Origin of the sequence: Sinorhizobium saheli (assembly GCF_001651875.1) — a bacterium.
GTDB lineage: Bacteria > Pseudomonadota > Alphaproteobacteria > Rhizobiales > Rhizobiaceae > Sinorhizobium > Sinorhizobium saheli.
Genome location: NZ_LNQB01000046.1, coordinates 12,783 through 34,707 on the forward strand (window position 1 = coordinate 12,783; position 21,925 = coordinate 34,707).

At 57.6% G+C, this 21,925-nt stretch carries 18 protein-coding genes and 3 pseudogenes; 10 read left to right on the plus strand and 11 right to left on the minus strand.

Annotated elements, in window-relative coordinates:
• The 3 genes and pseudogenes from ATB98_RS02165 to ATB98_RS29890 all read left to right on the plus strand — a co-directional run.
• A complete protein-coding gene (locus tag ATB98_RS02165; RefSeq protein WP_066868468.1) occupies positions 1–3,132 on the plus strand; it encodes an efflux RND transporter permease subunit in 3,132 nt (1,043 codons plus the stop codon).
• Between the two features lie 113 nt (positions 3,133–3,245).
• Positions 3,246–3,515, plus strand: a complete 270-nt coding sequence (locus ATB98_RS02170) for a type II toxin-antitoxin system RelE/ParE family toxin (protein WP_066868470.1) — start codon at positions 3,246–3,248, stop codon at positions 3,513–3,515.
• A 26-nt stretch (positions 3,516–3,541) separates the two neighbouring features.
• Positions 3,542–3,899: pseudogene (locus tag ATB98_RS29890) on the plus strand (integrase); the annotation flags it as partial.
• A 357-nt stretch (positions 3,900–4,256) separates the two neighbouring features.
• On the opposite strand, the gene ATB98_RS02175 reads toward ATB98_RS29890, so the two are convergent.
• From ATB98_RS02175 to ATB98_RS27730, 3 genes and pseudogenes are all read right to left on the minus strand, one after another.
• On the minus strand, positions 4,257–4,463 hold the full coding sequence (locus ATB98_RS02175; RefSeq protein WP_066868472.1) for a cold-shock protein: 207 nt from the start codon (positions 4,461–4,463) through the stop codon (positions 4,257–4,259).
• Between the two features lie 160 nt (positions 4,464–4,623).
• Positions 4,624–5,311, minus strand: a pseudogene (locus tag ATB98_RS02180) (NYN domain-containing protein).
• 105 nt (positions 5,312–5,416) lie between these two features.
• A pseudogene (locus tag ATB98_RS27730) lies at positions 5,417–6,213 on the minus strand (3'-5' exonuclease).
• A gap of 242 nt (positions 6,214–6,455) precedes the next feature.
• On the opposite strand from ATB98_RS27730, the gene ATB98_RS02190 reads away from it, so the two are divergent.
• A complete protein-coding gene (locus ATB98_RS02190) occupies positions 6,456–6,947 on the plus strand; it encodes a MucR family transcriptional regulator (RefSeq protein ID WP_066868476.1) in 492 nt (163 codons plus the stop codon).
• Between the two features lie 284 nt (positions 6,948–7,231).
• Here the strand turns inward: ATB98_RS02190 and ATB98_RS02195 are convergent, their stop codons facing one another.
• Both ATB98_RS02195 and ATB98_RS29735 read right to left on the minus strand, forming a co-directional pair.
• Positions 7,232–8,212 (minus strand): patatin-like phospholipase family protein, encoded by a 981-nt coding sequence (locus ATB98_RS02195; RefSeq protein ID WP_234781848.1) that lies wholly within the window; start codon positions 8,210–8,212, stop codon positions 7,232–7,234.
• Between the two features lie 352 nt (positions 8,213–8,564).
• The gene (locus ATB98_RS29735; RefSeq protein ID WP_327197671.1) at positions 8,565–9,038 is read right to left on the minus strand and encodes an alpha/beta hydrolase family protein; all 474 of its coding nucleotides are present in this window, start codon (positions 9,036–9,038) and stop codon (positions 8,565–8,567) included.
• Here ATB98_RS29735 and ATB98_RS29740 point away from each other — a divergent pair.
• The gene (locus ATB98_RS29740; RefSeq protein WP_202879861.1) at positions 8,927–9,376 is read left to right on the plus strand and encodes a hypothetical protein; all 450 of its coding nucleotides are present in this window, start codon (positions 8,927–8,929) and stop codon (positions 9,374–9,376) included. The two genes, ATB98_RS29735 and ATB98_RS29740, sit on opposite strands and share 112 nt — an antisense overlap.
• A 361-nt stretch (positions 9,377–9,737) precedes the next feature.
• Here the strand turns inward: ATB98_RS29740 and ATB98_RS02210 are convergent, their stop codons facing one another.
• The 3 genes from ATB98_RS02210 to ATB98_RS02220 are packed head-to-tail and all read right to left on the minus strand — an operon-like array spanning position 9,738 to position 12,386.
• Entirely contained in the window at positions 9,738–10,913 is a 1,176-nt protein-coding gene (locus ATB98_RS02210; protein ID WP_066868485.1) for a hypothetical protein, read from the minus strand.
• Positions 10,914–10,933: 20 nt separating this feature from the next.
• Complete coding sequence (locus tag ATB98_RS02215; protein WP_066868490.1) at positions 10,934–11,353, minus strand: ASCH domain-containing protein; 420 nt, start codon at positions 11,351–11,353, stop codon at positions 10,934–10,936.
• Positions 11,331–12,386, minus strand: coding sequence for an acetyltransferase (locus ATB98_RS02220; RefSeq protein ID WP_066868491.1), 1,056 nt, complete (start codon positions 12,384–12,386; stop codon positions 11,331–11,333). Before ATB98_RS02220 ends, ATB98_RS02215 begins: the two co-directional genes overlap by 23 nt.
• Positions 12,387–12,587: 201 nt before the next feature.
• Here ATB98_RS02220 and ATB98_RS28635 point away from each other — a divergent pair, with 201 nt between their 5' ends.
• Both ATB98_RS28635 and ATB98_RS02235 read left to right on the plus strand, forming a co-directional pair.
• Positions 12,588–13,310 (plus strand): hypothetical protein, encoded by a 723-nt coding sequence (locus tag ATB98_RS28635; protein ID WP_153436033.1) that lies wholly within the window; start codon positions 12,588–12,590, stop codon positions 13,308–13,310.
• 49 nt (positions 13,311–13,359) lie between these two features.
• A complete protein-coding gene (locus ATB98_RS02235; RefSeq protein ID WP_066868496.1) occupies positions 13,360–14,556 on the plus strand; it encodes an XRE family transcriptional regulator in 1,197 nt (398 codons plus the stop codon).
• Between the two features lie 50 nt (positions 14,557–14,606).
• Here the strand turns inward: ATB98_RS02235 and ATB98_RS02240 are convergent, their stop codons facing one another.
• The gene (locus ATB98_RS02240; RefSeq protein WP_066868514.1) at positions 14,607–15,518 is read right to left on the minus strand and encodes an HNH endonuclease; all 912 of its coding nucleotides are present in this window, start codon (positions 15,516–15,518) and stop codon (positions 14,607–14,609) included.
• Between the two features lie 182 nt (positions 15,519–15,700).
• Between ATB98_RS02240 and ATB98_RS29400 the strand changes: the two genes are divergently transcribed.
• From ATB98_RS29400 to ATB98_RS02255, 3 genes are all read left to right on the plus strand, one after another.
• On the plus strand, positions 15,701–18,040 hold the full coding sequence (locus ATB98_RS29400) for a hypothetical protein (RefSeq protein WP_066868499.1): 2,340 nt from the start codon (positions 15,701–15,703) through the stop codon (positions 18,038–18,040).
• A gap of 335 nt (positions 18,041–18,375) precedes the next feature.
• A complete protein-coding gene (locus ATB98_RS02250) occupies positions 18,376–19,221 on the plus strand; it encodes a type IV toxin-antitoxin system AbiEi family antitoxin domain-containing protein (protein WP_066868501.1) in 846 nt (281 codons plus the stop codon).
• Positions 19,211–20,128 (plus strand): nucleotidyl transferase AbiEii/AbiGii toxin family protein, encoded by a 918-nt coding sequence (locus ATB98_RS02255; protein ID WP_066868503.1) that lies wholly within the window; start codon positions 19,211–19,213, stop codon positions 20,126–20,128. Before ATB98_RS02250 ends, ATB98_RS02255 begins: the two co-directional genes overlap by 11 nt.
• 92 nt (positions 20,129–20,220) lie before the next feature.
• Here ATB98_RS02255 and dcd read toward each other — a convergent pair whose 3' ends face one another.
• Both dcd and ATB98_RS29405 read right to left on the minus strand, forming a co-directional pair.
• Entirely contained in the window at positions 20,221–20,826 is a 606-nt protein-coding gene (gene dcd / locus ATB98_RS02260; protein ID WP_066868509.1) for a dCTP deaminase, read from the minus strand.
• Positions 20,823–21,925 (minus strand): M48 family metalloprotease (locus ATB98_RS29405; RefSeq protein ID WP_167354047.1); only part of this gene is annotated, 1,103 nt, incomplete at its 5' end. The genes ATB98_RS29405 and dcd, both read right to left, overlap by 4 nt.

Here is a 21,925-nt window from a genome sequence, read left to right on the forward strand (position 1 = left end):
ATGTTCCTCACCCTCGTCAGCGTCAGGCACCCCGTCTTTGCGACCATGATGATGGTGACGGTCCTGGTTCTCGGCTTATTTTCCTACGATCGTTTGGGCGTGGACTTGTTTCCGGAAACTGACCTGCCGATCGTGGTGGTCGCGACCACCTACATCGGCGCGTCTCCGACCTCCGTCGAGAGCGAGGTTTCGCGGCCAATTGAATCATCGCTGAACACTATCGGCGGGATCGATACGATAGCGTCGGAATCCTACGAAGGACGCTCAATCGTCTTCGTTCAGTTCGAGCTCGACGTGGATTCACAAGTCGCGGCGCAGGAAGTGCGCGACCGGGTTGCACGGTTGGAAGCGACGTTCCCGGACGGAGTGGATACCCCCCAGGTCACACTCTTCAATCCGGACGACGAACCAATCCTTTCCGTTGCGGCATCCTCGCCCATTCGGACGCTGTCAGAAATCACAACACTTGCCAACCGCGTCATTACCAACCGTCTGAACGTCATTTCGGGCGTTGGTCAGATTTCACTCGTCGGCGGGAGCGAGCGGCAGGTCCTTGTGGTTGTGGATCCGGATCGTCTGGAGGCATATGGTGTGAGCGTTGGTTCCGTTATGGCCGCGATCCGCCGCGAAAACCAGGATCGCGCTGCGGGAACGCTCATTTCCGGCATCAGGCAGCGGATCGTGACGGTCGAAGGGCGCATAGCGAATGCACCGGGCTTCAACAGCATTATTGTCAGCCAAAGCGGCGGCTATCCTGTCTATCTGTCAGATGTAGCAACTGTTCTCGACACGGGCGCCGAGATGACCAGCCGGGCGACCTATCAAGGCGTTACGTCTCTTGGGTTAGACATCGTCAAGGTCCAGGACGCGAACACGGTCGCGGTGGCATCCGCGCTTCGCAAGGAAATCTCGGCTTTGAATGCAGAGCTGGCGAAGGAGAACATCCAGCTCACCATCACGCGCGACAACTCCCGCCCCATCGCCGCCCAGGTTTCTGAGGTACAGCAAACCCTGATCGAAGGCGGTGTCCTGACCGTGCTGATCGTGTTCGTATTTCTGAACTCCTGGCGATCGACGGTCATCACCGGGCTTACGCTCCCGATTTCCGTCATCGGAACATTTGCGGTCATTTACGCTCTTGGCTTCACGCTGAACAACATGACGCTCATGGCTTTATCCCTGTCGATCGGCATTCTCATCGATGACGCGATCGTCGTGCGCGAAAACATCACCCGCCATCTCCAGATGGGCAAGGATCATGTGAGAGCGGCGCTCGACGGCACCAACGAGATAGGACTTGCCGTTCTGGCGACCACACTGTGCATTGTCGCCGTGTTTTTGCCTGTCGCCTTCATGGGCGGACTGATCGGTCGTTTCTTCCTGCAGTTCGGCGTCACCGTCGCCGCGGCCGTGATGATTTCACTTTTCGTGTCCTTCACACTTGATCCCATGCTTTCGAGCGTCTGGTACGACCCTCAGTCCCAGAAGGGCGCCAAACGAAGTTTCCTCGGCCGGTTGGTTGAACGTTTCGACCAGTGGTTTGAGGGGCTGGCGAGCCGGTATCGTTCTGTCATCCATTGGACATTCGCGCACCGGAAAACAACGATTGCCGTTGTCGTCGGCGTGTTCGTTGCCAGCCTGCTGCTTGTGCCGCGCATCGGAGCCGAGTTTTTGCCGCCAGCCGACCAGGGGGAAGTGAGCATATCACTCAAAGCCAACGAAGGCGCTTCCCTCGACTACATGGCCGCCAAGGTGGGTCAGGTCGAACGGGCGCTGCGGGAATTCGATTTTGTCTCCTCAACGTATTCCACGATCAATTCCGGCGGCGCCCCTGGGTTCAACCAGGCTATGGTGGCCGTGCAGCTTATGCCAAGCAATAATCGGACGTTGACCACATCGGAAGCCATTAATCCAATTCGCCAGCGGCTCTCACGGATCGCCGGCCTTGAGATTTCTGTCGGTCAGTCCTCGAGAGTTGGAGGATCATCAAAGCCGCTACAGCTCTCGATCCTGGGGGATGGTGCCGAGGAGCTACGACGAATCTCCGATCAAATCACCTCAGCGCTTGCTGCGGTCCCGGGGGCCACGGACATCGAGTCGTCGATCGAAAATGTCCGACCGACTCTGGCGGTAAGAGTGCGTCGTGAAGCGGCGAGCGACTTGGGGGTTTCGGTCGCGACGATCGGTGATACGCTCCGGCCCCTAGTCGCAGGGGGCGCGATATCCGTGTGGAATGCGCCTGATGGCGAATCCTATGATGTTATGGTGCGCCTGCCCGCGACCGGCCGGCGAGATGCCGCACAACTTCGCAATCTGACCATTTCGACCGGCCGCACTGATGAAGATGGCAAGCCGATAACGGTCTTGCTGGATCAGGTCGCCGACGTTGTTGAGAGCACTGCGCCCGACGCTATCACCCGCAAGGAACTGTCCCGCGAGGTTCGCATATCGAGCAACGTCGAAGGCAGGGCCTTGGGCGACGTGACGACAGACTTGAACGCCGCAGTTGACAAGATGGACATCCCTGTCGGCTACCGCATCTCATTTGGCGGAGACGCCGAGAACCTTGCGGAGACCACCGGTTATGCGCTTCAATCGCTCGTGCTTGCGGTGATTTTCATCTACATCATTCTAGCTTCTCAATTCGGCTCCTTCATCCAGCCGATTGCGATCATGATGACCTTGCCGCTCTCGCTGATCGGCGTTCTGCTCGGCCTTCTCTTCACTGGATCGACGCTCAATATGTTCTCGATGATCGGGTTCATCATGCTGATGGGGCTGGTCACCAAGAACGCAATTCTTCTCGTCGACTATTCCAATCTGGGAATGCGGGAGGGCAAGGATCTACGCCAGAGCCTTGCCGATGCCGGAGCGGTCAGGCTGAGACCGATCGTTATGACGACCCTTGCCATGATCTTCGGTATGCTGCCCATGGCCTTGGGCCTGGGCGAAGGCGGCGAGCAACGTGCGCCGATGGCTCATGCGATCATCGGTGGGTTGATATCTTCGACTTTGCTGACCTTGGTCTTTGTGCCTGTCGTGCTAACCTATCTCGACGCCATGGCGCGCCGCGTCAAACGCTGGCTAGTAGGGCAACCATCGGCAAAGCCCCTTTCCACCTCGAACCGCTAGACCTCTGCGTTTACGCCTCCACTCCGGCACCAATGGCGCGGGCTTGGCGACTACCGCGAGGTGAAGCGTAACGAGCCGATTGTTACCGCGGAGATTTAGCCTTGACGCGAGCGATGAGTTCTTCGTCGTCGACAATGTCGGACCTCGGCCGCCCGTATGATTTTCTCGCACCGGTCAATCGCTCGGCTGCAGCACGGACAGTGGAGTCCTTGACAGCCGCTCCAAAACGACTGCTCGAGCAACCGCGCCTTGGCGAACGGCTCGAGGAATTCGAGCCTCGGGAAGTCCGGCGAATTCTCGTCGGTCACTATGAAATCCGCTATGAAATCCACCAGTCGGCGATCTATGTGTTGCGGCTTTGGCACACGCGCGAGGATCGCTAAAGAGACGCCATATCGAAAGGGTTCTTGTGGCGGCGAAAGACCGTACTGCGTGGGTTGAGAAGGAAGCAGCACTCACTCGTGCCGAAGAACTCGACGCGCTGGATCCTGCCGTTCGACCGGCGCGAGCAGCTCGCCCGCGCTGCTGACCGATAACGACCTCGCAACGTTGAAACACCTCGCCGGCGAGGGCATGGTCGAAAACACGCTCCGGGCGCTCGCCTCCGACCTCGGCTCTCTCGAGGCAGGTGACGACTTCCAACCGGCTCCTCCCTCCCCTGGCCGGCGCCGGAAGCGCTGTTGTTGAGTTTCGTCCACCACCTCTGGGATCCGGTCAAACGCGCCGAGGATCCGGCCTACGGCATGCCGGTTTCGGCGGTTTCGGGGCGTTAGTACAATGACGCGCGCCACGGCCCTCAGCCAAGTAGCTTTCGCGTGATGCGTGCGGCATGCCTTGCGAAATCGCGGACAAAGCCAAAAAAAATCCGGCGCGGGAGGAAGTGCGCCGGGCTCAATAAGTGACCGACAGCTTGGGAAGAAGAATGCTGCCCGTCGAACCGAAGCGTTCGGGAGGAGGTGAATCGCTTCCCTACCTGCAGTAGGTGTTGCATTGCGTTAAATTCAAGAGCGTTAACTCCGCGGCAGAGGCGGGTTCCGCACTCTTACAATTGGCCGCAGGCTTTAAACGGAAAAGACCGAGGCAACCCCGTCCCTTCCAAAAAAGCTGGCGTACGAGGAACAGGCCTAGGCCCGCAAATTGTCCGCCGACATCTTGCCGGACTTGCGATCCTTGACCAGCTCATAGGTTATCTTTTGGCCATCCTTGAGATCCCGCATGCCAGCCCGCTCCACTGCGGAAATGTGGACGAAGACATCGGCGCTGCCGTCGTCGGGCTGGATGAAGCCAAAGCCTTTCGTCGCGTTAAACCATTTTACGGTACCCGTCGCCATGATGTCTTCCTTTGATCATTTGCCGTGCCACCCAAGGGCGGACAAGGCTCGCCTCGTATGGGAGCACAGATAGACGCTTCTGAGCTTCGGACAAAGCTAAAATCCGCCGGCTGGACGCAACTGCCCGACCCCAAGCAAGCGATCTGCGTCGCGATAGACGCTAATTTTGCCTCTTTTGTTTCGGCCGAATGCTGACGGGACCACCCTCAGCCTGGTGGATCTCGAACTGGTTTGTTTTCCGGACGAGACGATAAGTTTTCGAAATCCGAAGGTACGCGGATCGAAGTCCGGCGCCAGGTTCAGCAGTCGCTTGCCAACTGTGCCTAGGTTGATCCATCCGTCTTCGGCTTCCTCCTGTGCAAGCACCTTTTTTCAACGGCACGGCGGCGCTTGCTGGTTGCAAGGGCTGAGCGGCCGCCGGGCTCTGCCCTTGACCGCGCCGGAAACAAGATTCTCGGTGTAGATAAACCGACGGCAGGCCTGCCGGAAGCTCTCTGGAGTCTTCTGCTCCCCGAAGCCAAAACATCGATGCCTGCTCGCGGATCCGGGCGGCAAAACGCGTAAGACCGCTGTCGGACGAAGCGAGGCAAAGGACATCGAAGCGCCCGCTGTGCAGCAGATCCATCACGTCGACACAAGCGTAATATCCGAAGCATTTTTGCCGCTCGTACAGGCGAACTGCTGTTGCGGAATGATCGCGTGTTTCGAAAGGACATCCGCGCAGGCCTTGGAACGTGTGCCCGACAAATCGCCGTAGATGCGACGGACACTGGCCTCGCCGATCTTGCCGACCTCTTCGAACAACCCATCGACAATCTTGCCTAAGTGTTGTCGGCATCAATGAGCACCGCAAGGCGCGGTGATCGAGGCTAAGCTGGCCTGGGACGTTCTCCCTCGAAAGCCGGTTCCAATGCTTGTTTGGGCCCCCGCCTCGTAGGTCGATCGAAGCTCGATCAGGCCTTAAAGCGATCGAAAACGGTCAGGCGTTTCACCGGCGGGTCGCCTTCATTCCACAGATAGATTTCCGATCGCAGGTAACGGAGCTCCTCGTCGATCTCGGTCCACCAGGATTTCGGGCGGTCTTCGCTGCCATCCGACCAGCGGTAGCCTCGCGCGATTTCTCGCTGCCATGCAAGCTCAGCAAATGCATTGCGGTAGGCTCCCTCCCCGCGAAACGCCAACACCTCGAGAAGGGCGAAGCAATCGTCGACGCGCGGTGGCCGTTGTGAAAGCAGCCTGATCTGGCCGATCAGGTAGCCCGAGCTTCGTCCCTTCGAAACCCGTGCCGCCCAGCGACCCCGAGACGGAGCAGGCCCAGGCCTTGTCCGAGAACAGGCTCGAGAACGCCTCGCAGAAGGGGCGATCGAAAGAAGCATTTTGGGCGATGACGAGGTCGGCGGGCCCGATCAAGGATCGAAGCCTGCCATATCGATCACCTGCTTGGCCACCATTTGGTCGGGAATGCCGGTAAGACGGGTGATTTCCGGCGGGATCGGATTGAGGGGATGCTGCAGACCGCCGTACACACCCGTGACGTCGCCGATGCTGCCGGCCCAACGCAACGGCGCCGACCTCGATGCCGCGGGATTCCCGGCTGCGGCGTGCCGACGACTGCGCGGGGAACAAGCCTGCGCAGTACGCGATCGTTGCCACTCTTCTCGAGATGGCGCACCATGGCTTGGTCATTGTTTGCCGTCGTGAAGGGCGCCACGACAACATCATCGTTCTTCGCGCATGGCGGCGGAAACATCTCGAGCTGCGATGTCATCGTCGATCGTTATTCCTCGGGCAGCATATGGTGAGAAGTGAAAGCGAGGCTCACGCAGCCTGACAATGAGAAGCCGCACCGGGACATCGGCAGACAAGGGAAAAAGGCCGGAATTCTGTCGATAAACTCAGCCCACCGGCAATACCGACTTCCGCCTGGCGGGATTGCCTGCACATTACCTCCGCCGATGCATGTGAGGGTAGAAAAGTGAAGGGAGAAGCGCATTGACCGAACCGCGTTCGGACGCCGACGAGCGGACACTCGAGCTTACCGGCCGGATCGTCGCGGCCTATCTGAGCCGCAATGCCGTCGCGATCGACGAGCTGCCAAGTTTAATCCAGCAGACCCATACGGCGCTGAACGAGACCTCATCGTCGTTCCAGGCCAACGAGGCGCCTGTCATCGAAGAGCAGCGTCCGGCCGTGCCGGTCAAGAAGTCGGTCACAGAAGAATTCATCATCTGCCTCGAAGATGGCAAGCGGTTGAAATTGCTGCGGCGGCACCTGATGGCGAAATTTGGCCTGACGCCTGAACAATACCGGGAGAAATGGAAGCTCCCGGCAGACTATCCGATGACGGCTCCGGCCTATGCCCGCCAGCGTGCCGAAATCGCACTCGGTTCCGGGCTGGGGAAAAGACCGGCGCCGTCTACACCTGCGGCCGCAGAGGCCGCTCTGCCCCAGCCTCGCAAGAAGATCGGACCGAAGTTCCGTTGAGCCATTCCGCTGCGAGCGTGGCCGGGCCCCACCGGATCGCGTGAGCTAAGAGCGCCAAGCATGAGCGACGAACGTGGCGCACGGTCCAACAGGGCGTCCGTGCTCTACGCCCACTGGTGCTAGTACCGAGGTACCGGAGGGGGGCAGGTTCGGCTTTGCGATATAGGGCGGGCGAAACGCTCGCACCGGAAATCATTCGCTTGAGAAAGCATTGGTCGCCCGGTGCTGCCGGCGTCCCACCGCGACAGAAAACGACTTTGGATGTCCGCACAACTCGTTGTTCGCTAGCGTGGCCACAGAGATCGGCCGTCGAAGAACCACGCTGCGCGTTCCTCCCCGTTTCGCAGCAGGCGCTCGATCATCGGGCTGGAGCGGTCCAGCTTTGAGGGATAATCTAAGTCGCCCTCGAGTTCGACGACTCGAATGTTGATAGGTTTGTAGCGTGCGCCGAGTGAGGGATACTCGGCGAGCAGCTCATTGATCTTCGTAATGAAGTACAATTCATGGCTGAGTGCCAGGTTGCCAGACAGCTCATTCCGGCGGTCGACAATCTCCGGCATCGCCCGCGGCTCACTTTTCCGCTGCTGCGGATTGATCTGCACCACCCAGATTTCGTCTGGCCGCTCCGGCAACTCGGTGAATTCGCGCACAGGCGGATTGCGGCTGAAGAGCCCATCCCAGAAGAGAGTGCCGCGAGCCTGAACGGCCCGGAAGAGCGGGGGGAACCGCGGCCGAGGCATCAGCTCATCATAGGTCAAGCTTTCGCCCTCAAACGCCACTCCGAGGCCGTGAATGATGTCCGTGGCCCCGATCAGGAGTTTCGGCCTCGCGCGACGACGGGGTTCGCTCGGCAACGACGCAAGGTCGAGGTGACGACTGAGAAGGTCGCGCAACCGCGGCTCCGCCACAGGACCATGAAGGTAAGGGCTGATCTCGGCGGTTACCGGGAGGCGTGCCGACGACACTGCCCAGAAGTTAGTTACCGCATCAAGGATGTCATGCACCTCGAGGTCGCGCCAAAAGTCGATCAGGCGGTGCCGAGCCTCGTCCGCCCCACCGTGGATCAGGCCAGACCACACCAACGCGGCGCACATAGCGCCGCCCGACGTCCCACTCAAGGCAATGAGCTGGTAACGAAACTCAGGCGCCAATAGGCCACTCAGCACACCCGCCGCAAATGCAGCATGGCTGCCCCCGCCTTGGCAGGCTATCGCGATTTTAGGAGCCAGCGACATGAGAAACACAACTCTCGTCAACTTCGTCAACTTCCGTGCCCGCGATAGCGGCGGTGCTCGTCGAAGACTAGATCATGGCCAATTCGCTCTCGCCGATCCGGTTCGCGCACGCGGCCGAACTCAAGCGATGGCGAAGATCACGTCGTTAACGGTGAGAGCCGCAGAATCAAAAGTCGGTGGCGAGTGTCGGAGATGTTGAAGGCGACGTAGACGCCGGAGGCGGTTTTGTAAGGTGGCAAGGAAGTCGGCGCAATCATCCGCGGTCGGGACGGTCGTAGCCGAGCGAACTCTCCGCTACCCAGCATCGAATTTTGTGCTCGAGACCGCCATGTCCTGTTCCGAGAGACAGGGCCACGCGCCACGCCGCCGAGACGCTAGAAAGTCAAGCCAGCTCCAAAACCTCGATCGCGTAGAGGAAATAGCCGACCGGCCGACCGCTGCGCCGAAGCGCGGCAACGATCGCTTCGGTCTGGCTCGGCGGCACGACGGCTTCCTCATCGCCGTGGAAGAAGATCACGGGCTTGAACAAACGCTCGGCCTGAAAGAGCGGCGAACGTTCGCGATAGAGTGCCTCGTCCTCGCGATAGGGTCCGATCAGCCAATCGAGATAGCGCGACTCGAACTTGTTCGTGTCGCGCGCCAGCGCGGCCTCGTCGCTCACGCCGTAGTGGCTCGCTCCGCCCTGGAAAAATCGCAAAACACGAGGGCTGCGAGCGTCGTGTAACCGGGGACCACGATGAGGCGGTGCGCGAGTTGGAGCGCTCCGTCCTTCTGAGCCCCAACTTCGCCCTCGGCCACTATGCGCTCGCCTTCGTCCACTCGCAGTCCCGCGATCCGGCGGCGGCGATCGCCGCATCCGACCATTCGCGGCTGCTGAGCCCCTGCGATCCGCTGCTCTTCGGCAGGCTCGGCACCCGAGCGATCGCGCTCATCCGGCTCGACGCCTTCAAGGAAGCGGCGGAATGGGCCGTCAAGGCCGCGGCCCGCCCGAACGCGCATGTCCACATCCTGGCAATAGCCGCCCATCGCCTCGCACTCGCCGGGCGTATCGAAGAAGCGCGCAACTATGCGGTCCGCATCCGCCTCCAGGACCCCGCCTATCGAACCGAAAACTTCCTCGACGCCTTCCACTTCACGCCCGACGTCAGCGCCCGTTATCGCGAGGCGGCAGCCCTGATCGAGCTGGCAACCTGAGTGATCGGGCAACAGCTGGCGCAAGCGGAGTTTGAACATCCGCTTGCCGGCCTTCGTTCACACGGTCCTGCTTCTGGCGCGTCTGATTCGTTCGGCTTGGCGAGACGGACGGCAAGACACCACCGATCCAAATGTTCCGCTGATTGCGAAAAGACAAGGCGACTCATCCCCTCGGTCTTGAGCGGAATCGAACTGCAGACCCGCAATTCACCAGTTCAAGGTGCCCCGGCTCGACGAGGATCGCCCGGCAACCACAAACCCCCGCAATGCTGCAGCGCATTGCGGGTTTGGATACCCAAATAAATTCAGAGCGAAAATTGCGGGTATCCACGCAGAGCGGCCGCCCTTCGCGCTCTTTCTTTCACAAATCCGTCACAGCACGCCGCAGCTTGCGTAGCCTTCTAATGACGGAACGCTTGACATCCCCGAATCGCGCACCCAGCCACGCCCAAAGTCCACTCCACGTAATCAGCCACAACAATGCGATACCGCCCAGGAAGCCAATCAACGACGTCTGAAGACCGTAGCTCTCGAGGCCCCACGCCGAAACCGAGCTTCCGACGGCGCCCAGCAATACCAATGCGATAATATAAAATGCGAGGCCAGGCGCACTCGTCTGGAAGCTTGCAAACGCTGTGAAATCCGCGATCGGATCCTTTGGGCTGCCCTCACGCCAATGGTAGATGACCATCCGAGACGCGAGTCTCTCCTCCTCCGCCGCATCATGCGACACCGTCGGTGCACCGTTGAGATATGCGGCCCATAAGTTGGCCTCAAGACGGCGTACCTTCCGCAAGGGAGCATGTTGAGTGACCAGCGTGTTGCCGAGCTCCCTAATGAGAAAGTAATGAACTCGAGATATCACGAACGCATTTGATTGTGCATTTTTCGCGATCGAAGACGGGAAACTGCGATGCTCGTTTAACCGGAGTTCTGTGAGTTCAAGCCGGTGGGAAGAACTTACAAAGATTTTATCCTTGGCGACAACTTCCTGGGTAAATAGATGTCTCGTCTTTCCGTTTAACTTGACGCGAAAGCGGATATACTGATCCACTCCCTTTTCCGTCCACAATCTCTCACACATTTTATCGGTAAACGTGATGGTCGAGCCTGGCCCCTTGAGGCCGTCCTCAACTGTGTCTATCTCGATGTCGTTCTCGATCGAGATCTTATGAACGGCGACGAAAGGCATCCCATTGGAAAGGGTCGTGTAGTGAACGTCACTCTGCTTCTCGACCGCGACAACCGAGTTGAATACAGCATTCAAAGTCTGACCGAACTTCATGACCTCGCTTAGATCGCTGAGTTGATTCTTCCGAACTACGACAGGGAAATAGATGTAAATCCGGGTTAAAAGCTCAGCCCTTGAGATTTTTAGTCCGATATCGAGAAAGTTCGTACCGGACGGCATATCCCTCCAGAGGTTGAAGTGAAGCTCCAAATTGGGTTTCTCGGCTTGGGTTTGCTCCTCCGCGGCAAATGAGCCGGGGTCGGTTTGGGCTGCTGGCTCATACCATATTGCCAAGGTGCCATTCATGTGCGGCCCATGTTTCCTGCTTACAGAGCAAAAGCAAGCTGTGTCGATGATGGCCTGCTCAACTCGTCGTCGACGTACATGTAAGATTGCGGCGGCGTGAAATTTTCGATCACATCGGCGGGATCCAAAGGCGTCTCATAACGCCGGACCTTTCCTACTGCGAGTGCAAAACTCTTGTCTCTTCCCAAGAAATAAGAATCGAAGAATTCCTTTGATATTCCCGAATAATACGACGTCATCTCCCAAAGCGTATCAGGGTCCTCACACAAAATCTCATCAACGTCGAACTCTCCGATGATCTGCCCTACCGGACGAGTTACGTAGACTACCACCGTCCTGATCTCTCTTGAACGGTATATGCTCTTTCGAAATTCGAAACGCTTGGTTCCGTCGAAAATCTTCTCTGCATATTCCGGCTTAATCGACAACAAGACTTTCATCTACTTCACCCAATTTCAAAATATGTTCAAACTGACCGTCTGTCAGTCTGCGCAACTGCCAATAAGGCAGTTCGCTGATGCCCACGTCGTTGAGCAAAACCGCCCGGATAGGTCGCTTTGTGAATGATACGTTATACGTCAGCTTTGCGACGTAGAGCTGTTTCCCGTCATTGTATCGGTCGCGCAATTCCTGCTCACTGAAGACGCTGTGGTCCTTTGCGAACTGGACGAATGCTTCTTCGTCCGGAAAGTGCGCTCGCCCGTGAGTTTCCTCCACGACGCATACGGAAGTGGCCACCGAACGGAAGTAAGCCGGCCCCTTATGATCCGTTGTCCGATAAAACACAACAAGGTCGCCATGCTTCATTTGCGTCAACGTCAGACCGGCAACGTAAACCTTGTGGATAGAATTCGTATGGGGGACGTCGTCCTCGGAATTCGGGTCTTCAGTCTTGAGAATTGAGTCGGGAAGTAGATCGGTGTGATATTTTGGTTTGATCGCTAACAACCACTTGGAGACGCCGGCGGTGTGAAGGAGTGGGTAGTCCTTAACTATGTCGCCCGTGGTTGCTTGCAAAGACCGCAGCAATACCAATTCCTGGCCATTTGGGGTCGTCTTCGTCCCCCTTTCCTCAAAGCCATATCGCTTAAAGAGCTTGATCAACGCCTCATGGGTATCGAATACGGTCACGTAGACCTCTTCGACCCCCTCCAAAATGGCGTGATCGAAGATGCGCTTGATAATTCGTTCGCCGAGTTTCGTCCCCTTCGCGATTACTTTGAGGGTTCCCACTTTCAAACGTTTCTTCGGGGGGAAAGTGGGATCGACGTCTTTTATCTCGCCATTTTCCACTTTGATATAAAGAAAGCCGCGGATCCCGCCCGTCGTGTCATCATCAACAACGTACACCGGTTCTTCGGCTTTTTTCTGGAACCACTCAGAAAACTCACCGTATTGGGCTTTTAAGCTGTCAAAAAAAGGGTCGCCAAGGTCGACGTCCTTGAACTTCGTCGGCCGTAACGTCTGCGCCATCCATCACCCCCCTCGCGATTCGCGCGTTGAAAGTTAACAGCTACGTCTACTTCTAGCTATAGGGGTGTTGACTGCGGTGTTGTCGAGAAAAGTAATTATTCGGAGTTCTGAGCGATCGAACAGGTGACCGGGAACGCAGAGATTTGTGAAGCGCTCCTTGCTTTACGCAATTTTTTATGACAATTTTCGGCCATCGCGCAAATGGAAGAGATTCGCCGCATGATCCCACCTTTCAAACGTCAGCTTATGCTCGCCCTGACCAACAGTTTGCTGCTCAATCTCGAAGACGACCTTAGAGCTGTCGCCCTCAAGGCGCATGAAGTTGTGCGAGACCATACCGGTCTCAAGGACCGGCGTCGGGCGCGCGGCGGTGAAGGCCAACTCCGATTCCGTATGATGGAAGAGCGCTTCGAAGAGATCTGCCAGGTGCACGGCGGAAAGCTTCTCGATGGCGGTGTAATCCCGACGACTGATCTCAGGGTCTTTCAGCCATTCGTTCGCTTTGAGGTAGAGCATCAGGGGATTATCTTCGGCATGGCCGCAATGCCAGAACCCAAAGCTCTTCCTCCAAAGAACAAGTCTCGCGCTGCCGCTGTGAGCTTAAATTACCACCTTACACCTAGGTTGGCATTCGATGAAATGGGACCGAAAGCCGGTGATATTTTCGCTCTCTTCGTCGTGTCCCGTCATCGTGAGCGTGCCGGCCAGATCGAGGAAATCGCCATTGGCGTCATCGACTCGCAATATGCGAGCTACCTCTTTTACGAGCCGCTCGACAGTTTCCTCAGCGGTCATGCAGATACGCCGCCGGTGCCGTCGCCAACTCCGCTCGAGCCGCAGGTAAAGCTGAAAAGCAGAGTTGCGCCATTTGTGCCGCCAGAGGCGCAGTCCGCCTCTGATGACAAGGAAACCGGGACGCATTAGACGATCCCGGCCATAAGAGAGGTAGTGGCAGGCAATAAGGAATAAGTACATGCGCGTGGGAACGCCCGGATTCGTGCCGGCCCGGCTTACAGAAGCCCGGGCCGCTCGTCGTATCAAGACACAAAAAACGCTTGCAGAAGCCCTCGGGGTGGTCTCGAGCACGGTAAGCCGGTGGGAGAAGGGAGAAATCACTCCCGATGCTGACGCGCTTTCGGCTCTTTCGGATACTTTAGGGGTGCGCCGCGAATTCTTTCTTCGGCCGGTCTACCAGTCAGCGCGGCCGATGTTCCACCGCCAGCTCTCGAACACCCTAACCGGTGATATTCGCTACCAGCAATCGCAAACGAGCTGGCTTCAAGAACTCAGCTCCATCTTACAGCATTATGTCGAGTTCCCTGCTGTCGACATTCCCGATGTTCTGGGGACAGCCTCATGGAAACAGCTGCGCGAAGAAGATATCGAGCGCATCGCGCTGGAGCTGCGCCGCCATTGGAATGTCGGAGAAGGGCCTTGCGGCGATATTGTTCCTTTGCTTGAGCGCGTGGGGATCGTCGTCGGCACGATCGAAATGGGTACGTCACGTCTGGATGGATTGTGCAGTTGGTCTCCGGATGGAGAACGTCCGCATATCCTGCTGGCCACGGACAAAATGTCATTCCCCCGTCGGCAAATGGATGGAGCCCACGAGCTGGCGCATGCCGTTCTCCATCGCAATGTCACTGCACGCGAGTTCCATGAAAACCTTAAGGAAATCGAGAAGCAAGCGTTTCGGCTGGCGAGCGCCTTTCTGATGCCATCGACCACGTATCCACACGAGGTTCGTCGCCCCTCACTATCGACATTCTTATCACTCAAGGAACGCTGGCGCGTCTCCATCAAAGCGCAGATCCACCGTCTTGCTGACCTGGAAATTATCCCTTCCGACTATGTCACGGATCTCTATAAGTTGCACTCGGCGAAGGGCTGGACGAGAGAGGAACCACTCGATCGAGAGTGGCAAGTGTCTGAGCCGCGCCTCATTCGCGACGCATTCAATTTGATCATCAATTCCGGCGTCCGAACAAAAGGTGATCTGCTTGCGGTCGAGTTCACGATGTCGCCGGAAGATATAGAACGGCTCGCTTGCCTTCCGTCCGGTTGGTTTATCGAAAGAGAGGGAAAGCTTGTCCAGTTGAAAGTCCCCGAGGTCTCCCACAATGAACGATCTTGGGGGGCTGGAACGGTGGTCCCATTCCCTCAGCGATGAATCGAATTCGGGTGCCAATCTTCTCCTTGAAGGAGAGAGATCGAGATGTTTCAATGCTTGAAGCAATTCTCTCGGTGCCAACGCAGGAAATGCGGATGTGGTCTCTCGAACGATCGCGGTGGCACGATGGCCCTACCAGTCTTGTTGACTAGACCTCGAATGCTGTCCGGATCGTTGGCCTGCCGTGAGATCATGATGTCGAGGTCATCCGACAAGCTGATCAGTCCCCGGTCGAACATCCAGTGAGCCGTTCCCGATAGTGCAATTCCGTTGGTCAGAATATCAGGTCCGTTTGCCTCCACAGGCCGGATGTGTGCGGCATCCACTTCGGCTCGGCCGCCGCCGTTGATGAGCTTCAAGCCGGTGACCGCACAGCGCTTGTCGTAGGCCTGCAAGACCAAGCGGCGAAAAAGTCGATTACGGACGATTCGGGAAGTGAATTGGGCGACGCGATCACGCTCCTGTTCGAAGGCAAACGGTGCCTGCCCTCCTTCGGCAAAGCCAGACGCCGGAGCAACGGTCCCTGGCTCATCCACCCGTGGCAGCTCAGCCTCATGCTCGTCCAAGCCCAGTGAGACAATGCGGTTGAAGTCAGCCGGGGAAATCGGCCGCACGGCGGATTGTGCTCGTCCGGAGATGCGTCCTTCTTCGTTGAGCACCCCACGTTCGATAACCCCCTCGGCATTGCTGAACGGAGCCGGATTGACGAAGTCGAGATAAGTCCCCGGTTCAATGAGCGCGAGGTACATGCCGGGCGCTTTGGGGTCCAGAATAACTTGGCCGACCTTAGCAATCGCAAAATAACCGCGCGTCTCGGCAACTTTTCTCGGTTCGTAGTAGATGATCCAGTCGCCAATGCAGGCCTGGACACGGCCCAAGTACTGGCTCGGGAACTGATATTGTTCAGCCGGGCTATCGTCGTAGATCGAATCTGAGCGGTGAATGAAAACCCCGAATCCCATGATGCCCATATAGCATGTTCTCGAGCCTGCTCGACAGGGCTGTAAGATGCGCCGAGCTGGCACGTTCCGACCCAGGACGCACGGTCGACTCCCATCCAGATTCAGCTTTCATTAACCGCATCGCCGTAGCAGGCCACGCCCGGCAGTGAGCCGGCCCAATGTCGCGTGAACTGCATAGGCCAATGAAAAAACAATCTGCTTCTTCTCTTCATTTTCAGCGCAAGATCTCCGAGTTCTGCCAGGTGCGCATTGCTCCGATCGCTTCGAACCGGGCTCTCGAGAGCATCAAGCCGTATCTCATCAGCCTGATCGTCTATCGAAAGATGCCGCCCATGCGGACCGGCGGCATCGATTGGCAGGCGGTCGCGGAAGCGTGCGGCGTCGAAGCTGAACTGACGCCGGAACTGAAGAAGAACCTCTTGCCGGCGCTGGAGGCAATCACTCGATGGGTGGACAAGGAACGGTCAGAGGAGGATGACCGGCCAACCGCTGAACGCCCAAAGCGAAAGCCAGTGACTGGGGCCGGTCCAGCCAAGGCAACGGCCCAGACGGCGCGTTCTATCAACGCGGAGCAGCCTAGAGCGAAGCCGGGAGTTCAACCAAAGCCCATAGAGGCGTTTCCGAAACCCTCACTCGACTGGACCGAGGAACCTGAAGGCTTTCAAGAGGCGCTGGTCTACCATATGCGTCGACACGGCGACAGCTGTTGGCATCTGCATCGCGCCGTCGTCGGGGACGGTGATGCCTTCGACCACAAGACCCTGCTGAGCTGGACGAAGGGCACCAAGGTGCCGCGGTCGCTCGACAGTTTCGAAATTCTCTCTCGCATCGAGCGACGATACAGGTTGCCCGAGGGCTACTTCAAAGCCAAGCTGCCGCATCAGTCGCGCTCCGCATCCGGCCATGACGTCGGAAGTGACATCGGTCCTGCGGAGCGGCGGCGATTGGCCTGGCATCTGCCGAACAACTTCAACAGTCTGCCCTTCAGCAAACGCGAAGAAATCCTGGAATGGGTACGTCGCGTGATCGTTTCGGGTTCAACCGACTACCGCCGTTTCCAGGCCATGGCGACGAAGCAACGCTATGCCATCCGCTTCCCCGCGATTTCTTACGGCGGCTCTCTGTCACCACGGGCGTCAGCGGACGCGCTGAATTCGGAGGATGGCGACGATCATGTGGCGATCGAAGATCCGGATCTTCTGTCCGGTGTCGTCGACGCCCCTCCCCGGCTCGCCATGGAAATGGCCAATCTTATCCGCTTCAAGACGGCGACGCTGACGGCCCTCGGCTTTCAGCGTAACGGCGTCTGGGGAGAAGAAACCGCATCGCAAAGGATCGAACATCTCGGATTGATGTTCGGTGCATTGGCAGCATCGCCCAATAGCGCCGTCAAAGGCTACGGCGTTCCTCTGGGCCAGTTGACGTTCGGTCTGCTGGTGTTTCCCGGTGTCTGGGACTGGTATCTGCAATGGCGCGAACGCCGGCGCGGCTTCTACACCCAGTGGGAAGAGGATATGCTGAATGTTCTTCTCAATCTGGTGCGCGCCGAAACAGGCTGGCTCTGGCAGCATCCGGAGCTCGTCCGAAATCTGAAGCCGATCCCGGGACTGATCTCCGCGGCTGAGATTGCCGCAGCCGAGCGGGATTGGCATGCGGCTTGCGAAGCCTGTTTCAAGCACGCCTCGCACCGCTCGAAGGAGATCCAGCGGGTGATGCGGGTTCATAGGGATCCTTTCGAACCAATCATGTGCGTGCTCGAGGCGGACAGCCCGCTCGCCGAATATCGCAAGATCACCGACGAGATCCTGAAGCGCATGCCGGACGAGGATCTTTACCCTCGAGCCGCCGCCGAGGCTGTCCGATCGTTCCTCATGTTGCGGCTGGGCCTGCATCTCGGACTTCGTCAGAAGAACCTGCGTCAATTGCTTGTCTGCCCGCGCGGGCATTTCCCGACATCGGAACGCCGGCTCGAAGACATGAAGCGCGGCGAAATCCGCTGGAGCGAGCGTGACCGCGGCTGGGAGGTCTTGATCCCGGCCAACGCCTTCAAGAACGCCAACTCCTCCTTCTTCGGCTCAAAACCTTTCCGGCTCATCCTGCCGGATCTTCTGGACCTCTACAAATACCTGAACGCGTATATCGAGCGGCATCGCGGCGTGCTCCTCGCTGGTGCCGACGATCCCGGCACGCTGTTTGTGAAGACAGTAAAAGTCACCAGCAGGGATGCTGCCTATAACCAGACGACCTTCTATGAAGCCTGGCGTCTGACGATCCAGCGCTATGGCATCTACAATCCCTATACTGGCCGCGGCGCGATCAAGGGTCTGCTGCCACACGGACCGCACAATGTCCGCGACGTGCTCGCCACCCATATCCTGAAACAAACGGGCTCCTACGAGCAGGCGAGCTATGCGATTCAGGACACACCGGAAATGGTAGCCAACCACTACGGGCGTTTCCTGCCGCAGGATAAGGCAGCACTCGCGGCCCGCATTCTCAATCAGGTCTGGGAGGCAGCGTAGCAGCGGCTTGGCGCCGCGGATATCCAACCTGTTCGGAATCGAAACTAGCGTCTTGACTACCACGTGCTTGCATGACCTCACGTCAGTCATTCGTAACGCTCCGCATGCACGTTGGCTGTCGCGTTTTGTCGTGCTGACTGAGCTACGGAGATCACGGTCCTTCCGGACCCACGCATTTGCTTCGGCAAGCGTGGTGCGTTCGACCATTTCCGTTGAGGAATACGAGCGCGAGGGACTTTGAAATCGTCATGTTTTGTGCGCTCAAGACGGACTTTTGTCCGGAATCTCAAAGACGTCTATGGGAATAACTTTGAGTTTAGGCTATCTTGTCAACCATGAACGGACAAAAAGAAGAAAAATTAAAGTTCCTGCTCGCACGGATACCACCAGGGTTTCTGGTCGACTCGGCGTGGATGACGAAGCACGGCATCAGCCGGAGCTCTACCCACGACTATCTTCGCCGGCATTGGCTCGAGCCTCTCAGTCGTGGCGTGTACCGACGACCGCTCTCCCTTACAGGGCACCCGGACGCCGCCCGTGACTGGACGATACCTGTTCTGTCCGCACAGCAGATCATGGGCTATGATCTGCATGTCGGAGGGTTGACCGCCTTGGCTCTCGGCGGCCATGTTCACTACTTGCCCTTGGGCAGCAGGGAAACCGTCTACCTCTATTCGGAAAGACCGCCAAGCTGGCTGACCAAATTGCCGCTGACGGCACGGCTCTTCATACGCAACACGCGGCTCTTCGACGACGCCAGTCTGGGCGTCGATAATACCGACGTCAACCTCAGCGCGGACAGCAATCTGGCGCTCAGCCCTTGGCAATGGCCTCTGAAAGCCTCCAGCGCTGAACGCGCTATCCTCGAAGCGCTTGATGAATTGCCCGACAATGAGAGTTTTCATACCCTCGATACGATATTCGAGAGCCTTGCGAATCTGAGACCGCGGCGCCTGACCGCTTTGCTAAAGAGCTGCCGGAAGGTCCAGGTCAAAAGGCTCTTCTTTGTCTTCGCGGACAAGCACGCTCACGCCTGGCGAAAGCACATCCACCCATCGGAGGTGGACCTTGGCTCTGGCGACCGGGCCTTCTACAAAGGGGGGAAATTGCACCCGATATATCGCATAACGGTGCCACCTGAATTCTTGCCCCAACTACCGGAGGCTGCAGATGGCCCGTGAACAATACGTCTCCCAAGTTCAGCTTCTGGTGCGTTCGCTGCCCTATATCGGAGAGGAAAAGGCCTTTGCGCTAAAGGGCGGAACCGCCATCAACCTCTTCTACCGGGACCTGCCACGCCTGTCGGTGGATATCGATCTGACATATCTGCCCGTGAAGCCGCGGGAGGAAAGCCTGAGGGACATCGACGAGACGCTTGATCGGATCGGCAGCAACATCTCGCAATACCTGCGCGGCGCAAAAGTGAGACGAATTGCAGGCGGCGGCGGCAACGAAACCCGTCTCGAAGTCAGCCAAGGCGCTACCGTCATCAAAGTCGAGACCTCTCCGGTCGCAAGAGGAACCGTACATCCGGTTGAGATCCGGACCGTCAGCGAAAAGGTCGAAGACGAGTTCGGCTTCGCCGAAATGCAAGTTCTGTCGTTCGAAGACCTCTTTGCAGGTAAGCTACATGCGGCAGTTGACCGACAGCATCCGCGCGATTTGTTCGATGTAAAGCTCTTGTTTGCAAATGAAGGCTTCACGGACGCTCTGTTCAGAACGTTCCTGATCTACGTTGCCAGTTCAGGCCGACCTCCGCACGAACTGCTAGCCCCGAGCATCACTGATATCGAAGCCACCTTCCGGCAAGAATTTGAAGGGATGACCGTCGAGCCTGTAGAATTGGAAGATCTGTTGGAAGTTCGAAGTCGGCTACTCGCCGACATTCGTGACAAGCTGGATGTTCACGCGAGAACGTTTCTCCTGTCGCTACACGACTGTGAACCCGATTTCGACGTTGTCGGACTTCCGCAAGCCGTGAACCTTCCTGCCGTGAGATGGAAGCTGCTCAACCTGCAAAAACTGAAGGATCAAAATCCGAGGAAGCACGAACAACAGCGAGACGAGATCGAAGGCCTGTTCGAGTGATGTGATCGTATTAAACGGATTCGAACCCTGAGCGCGCCGCTGAGCGTGAGTGACGAGATTCTGACCCTACGGATCTACACAGGTTCGCTTGTCTATCCGCGTTGGTCCTCCGATATTGCGCGCAGCCGTGCTAAGTCGTCGTCATCGGCAGCTCGGGACGGTGTGGGTCTTACGTTTCCGAAATACTTTCGCTCCAGGCCCCCATAGCTCAACCCATCGGATAGCTGGACCAAGCGCATCTGGAACATTTTCGCGCCGACAACCAACTCGATCGGATTGTTTCCGTGGTTGAACAGCTCAACAGAGAAGCACCCTCTGAACCCCGGCTGGACCATTGTGCCAACAGAAATGCCGAGGCGAGTGTAGCTGCTTCGCGTGAGAAGATCGGCATAGCAGTCGCTCGGTAGGGCGATATATTCCAATGTCGTTGCCAGCACGACTTGGTCGGGATACAGAATGAAGCGGTCGCCCAGTTCCCGGCGGGTTGGCTGGAAATAAGACGAAATCGCCCTGAAGCGATCATCGTCACGAGTAATGCCGATGTACGGTCGGCGGGTCACAATCGAGACCAAGAAGTCGTACCCGAGCCTCAAGTCGACAGTCACTTCACCGATCTGGCTCTCCTCGAGAAGAGGATCGATCCATAACCCGGTTGGACCTTCCTTATTGAGGCGTTCGAGGATATCGACCTTAATCACGTCAGCGCCCTTTCCCAGAGATATCGAATGGATGCGTTTCGGATCGTTTTTTCGGTCAAATCGTTGACGATGCGCACCGCCTCAAGCTGGCTGCCGGTGGCTGCCCAACTCGGACCAGCTCCGGCTTTGATCTGGCCGAGATAGGACCAGCCTGCCGCCATCATCCCATGCAGCTCCTCCGTTGTAGACAGCCGATAGGGACGGATGTCATCGAACGCACTTGCGATGGAAGGGATCGAATATCTTCGCTTCAAAGGCGGCAGGCCGAGGCTTGCCAGAGCCTCCTGGAACATCGTCAGCTCATCAAACTCTTCGCCTTCGAGGAACCCACGCACCACTTCGATACGGTCCGCAGTCGCCGGGTGCGACAGACTAATGCCTGCATCCGGGTTAATGGCATAGAGGGTGTCGATGATGGCTGGGCCGGCGTAACAGGCGGCAAAAAGATCGGCAAAATGCTCACGGCGATGTGAGAGTATGACCTCAATCATTTTGTCGGTTGCACCCTCGGCCGGGTGGCTTAGGAGCGTTGTTCCCGCCACATCTCGCGCAAGATCAACGAAATGGCCCAACTCGTGGTAAAGCGCCGCGCAAAAGAGCGGCATATGCTTGTATATCCGTGGCACTCCAATGAAGATTAGCTTTTCTTCGGGTATCGGCTCTTTATATCTATCCATGGCCGTGGCCACGTATTCCCACGGGTCGCCAGGTTTTAGGTGGAAGTCTTTCTCGTCTGTTAGCGCGGTTGTGACGATGCACTTTGCTTTGAGCCAATCGCCGATGGCATGCCTCATACAATACTCGATCTCGTATGGCGCTTCCTTTGTTGTCGAGCCCTGAAGGTAACGGTGGCATACCCAGACCTTGTCCGCAAACGATCGGAGGATTTCGTCATCATACGCCGGGGAAACCGACAGCGCATGTTTGATCACATCAATCAGCGCAGTGGTGTGCTTTTCGATCGCCCGATTGAAATAGGGGGTTTTCGAAAGATGCGAGAGGCTTTCGGCAAGAAGAGCTAGTGGATGGAATCTAACACTTGGTGCCCACGTTTGACGGCAGCGATGATTTTGTCGGGATCGGCGGTCCAAGTGAAGGG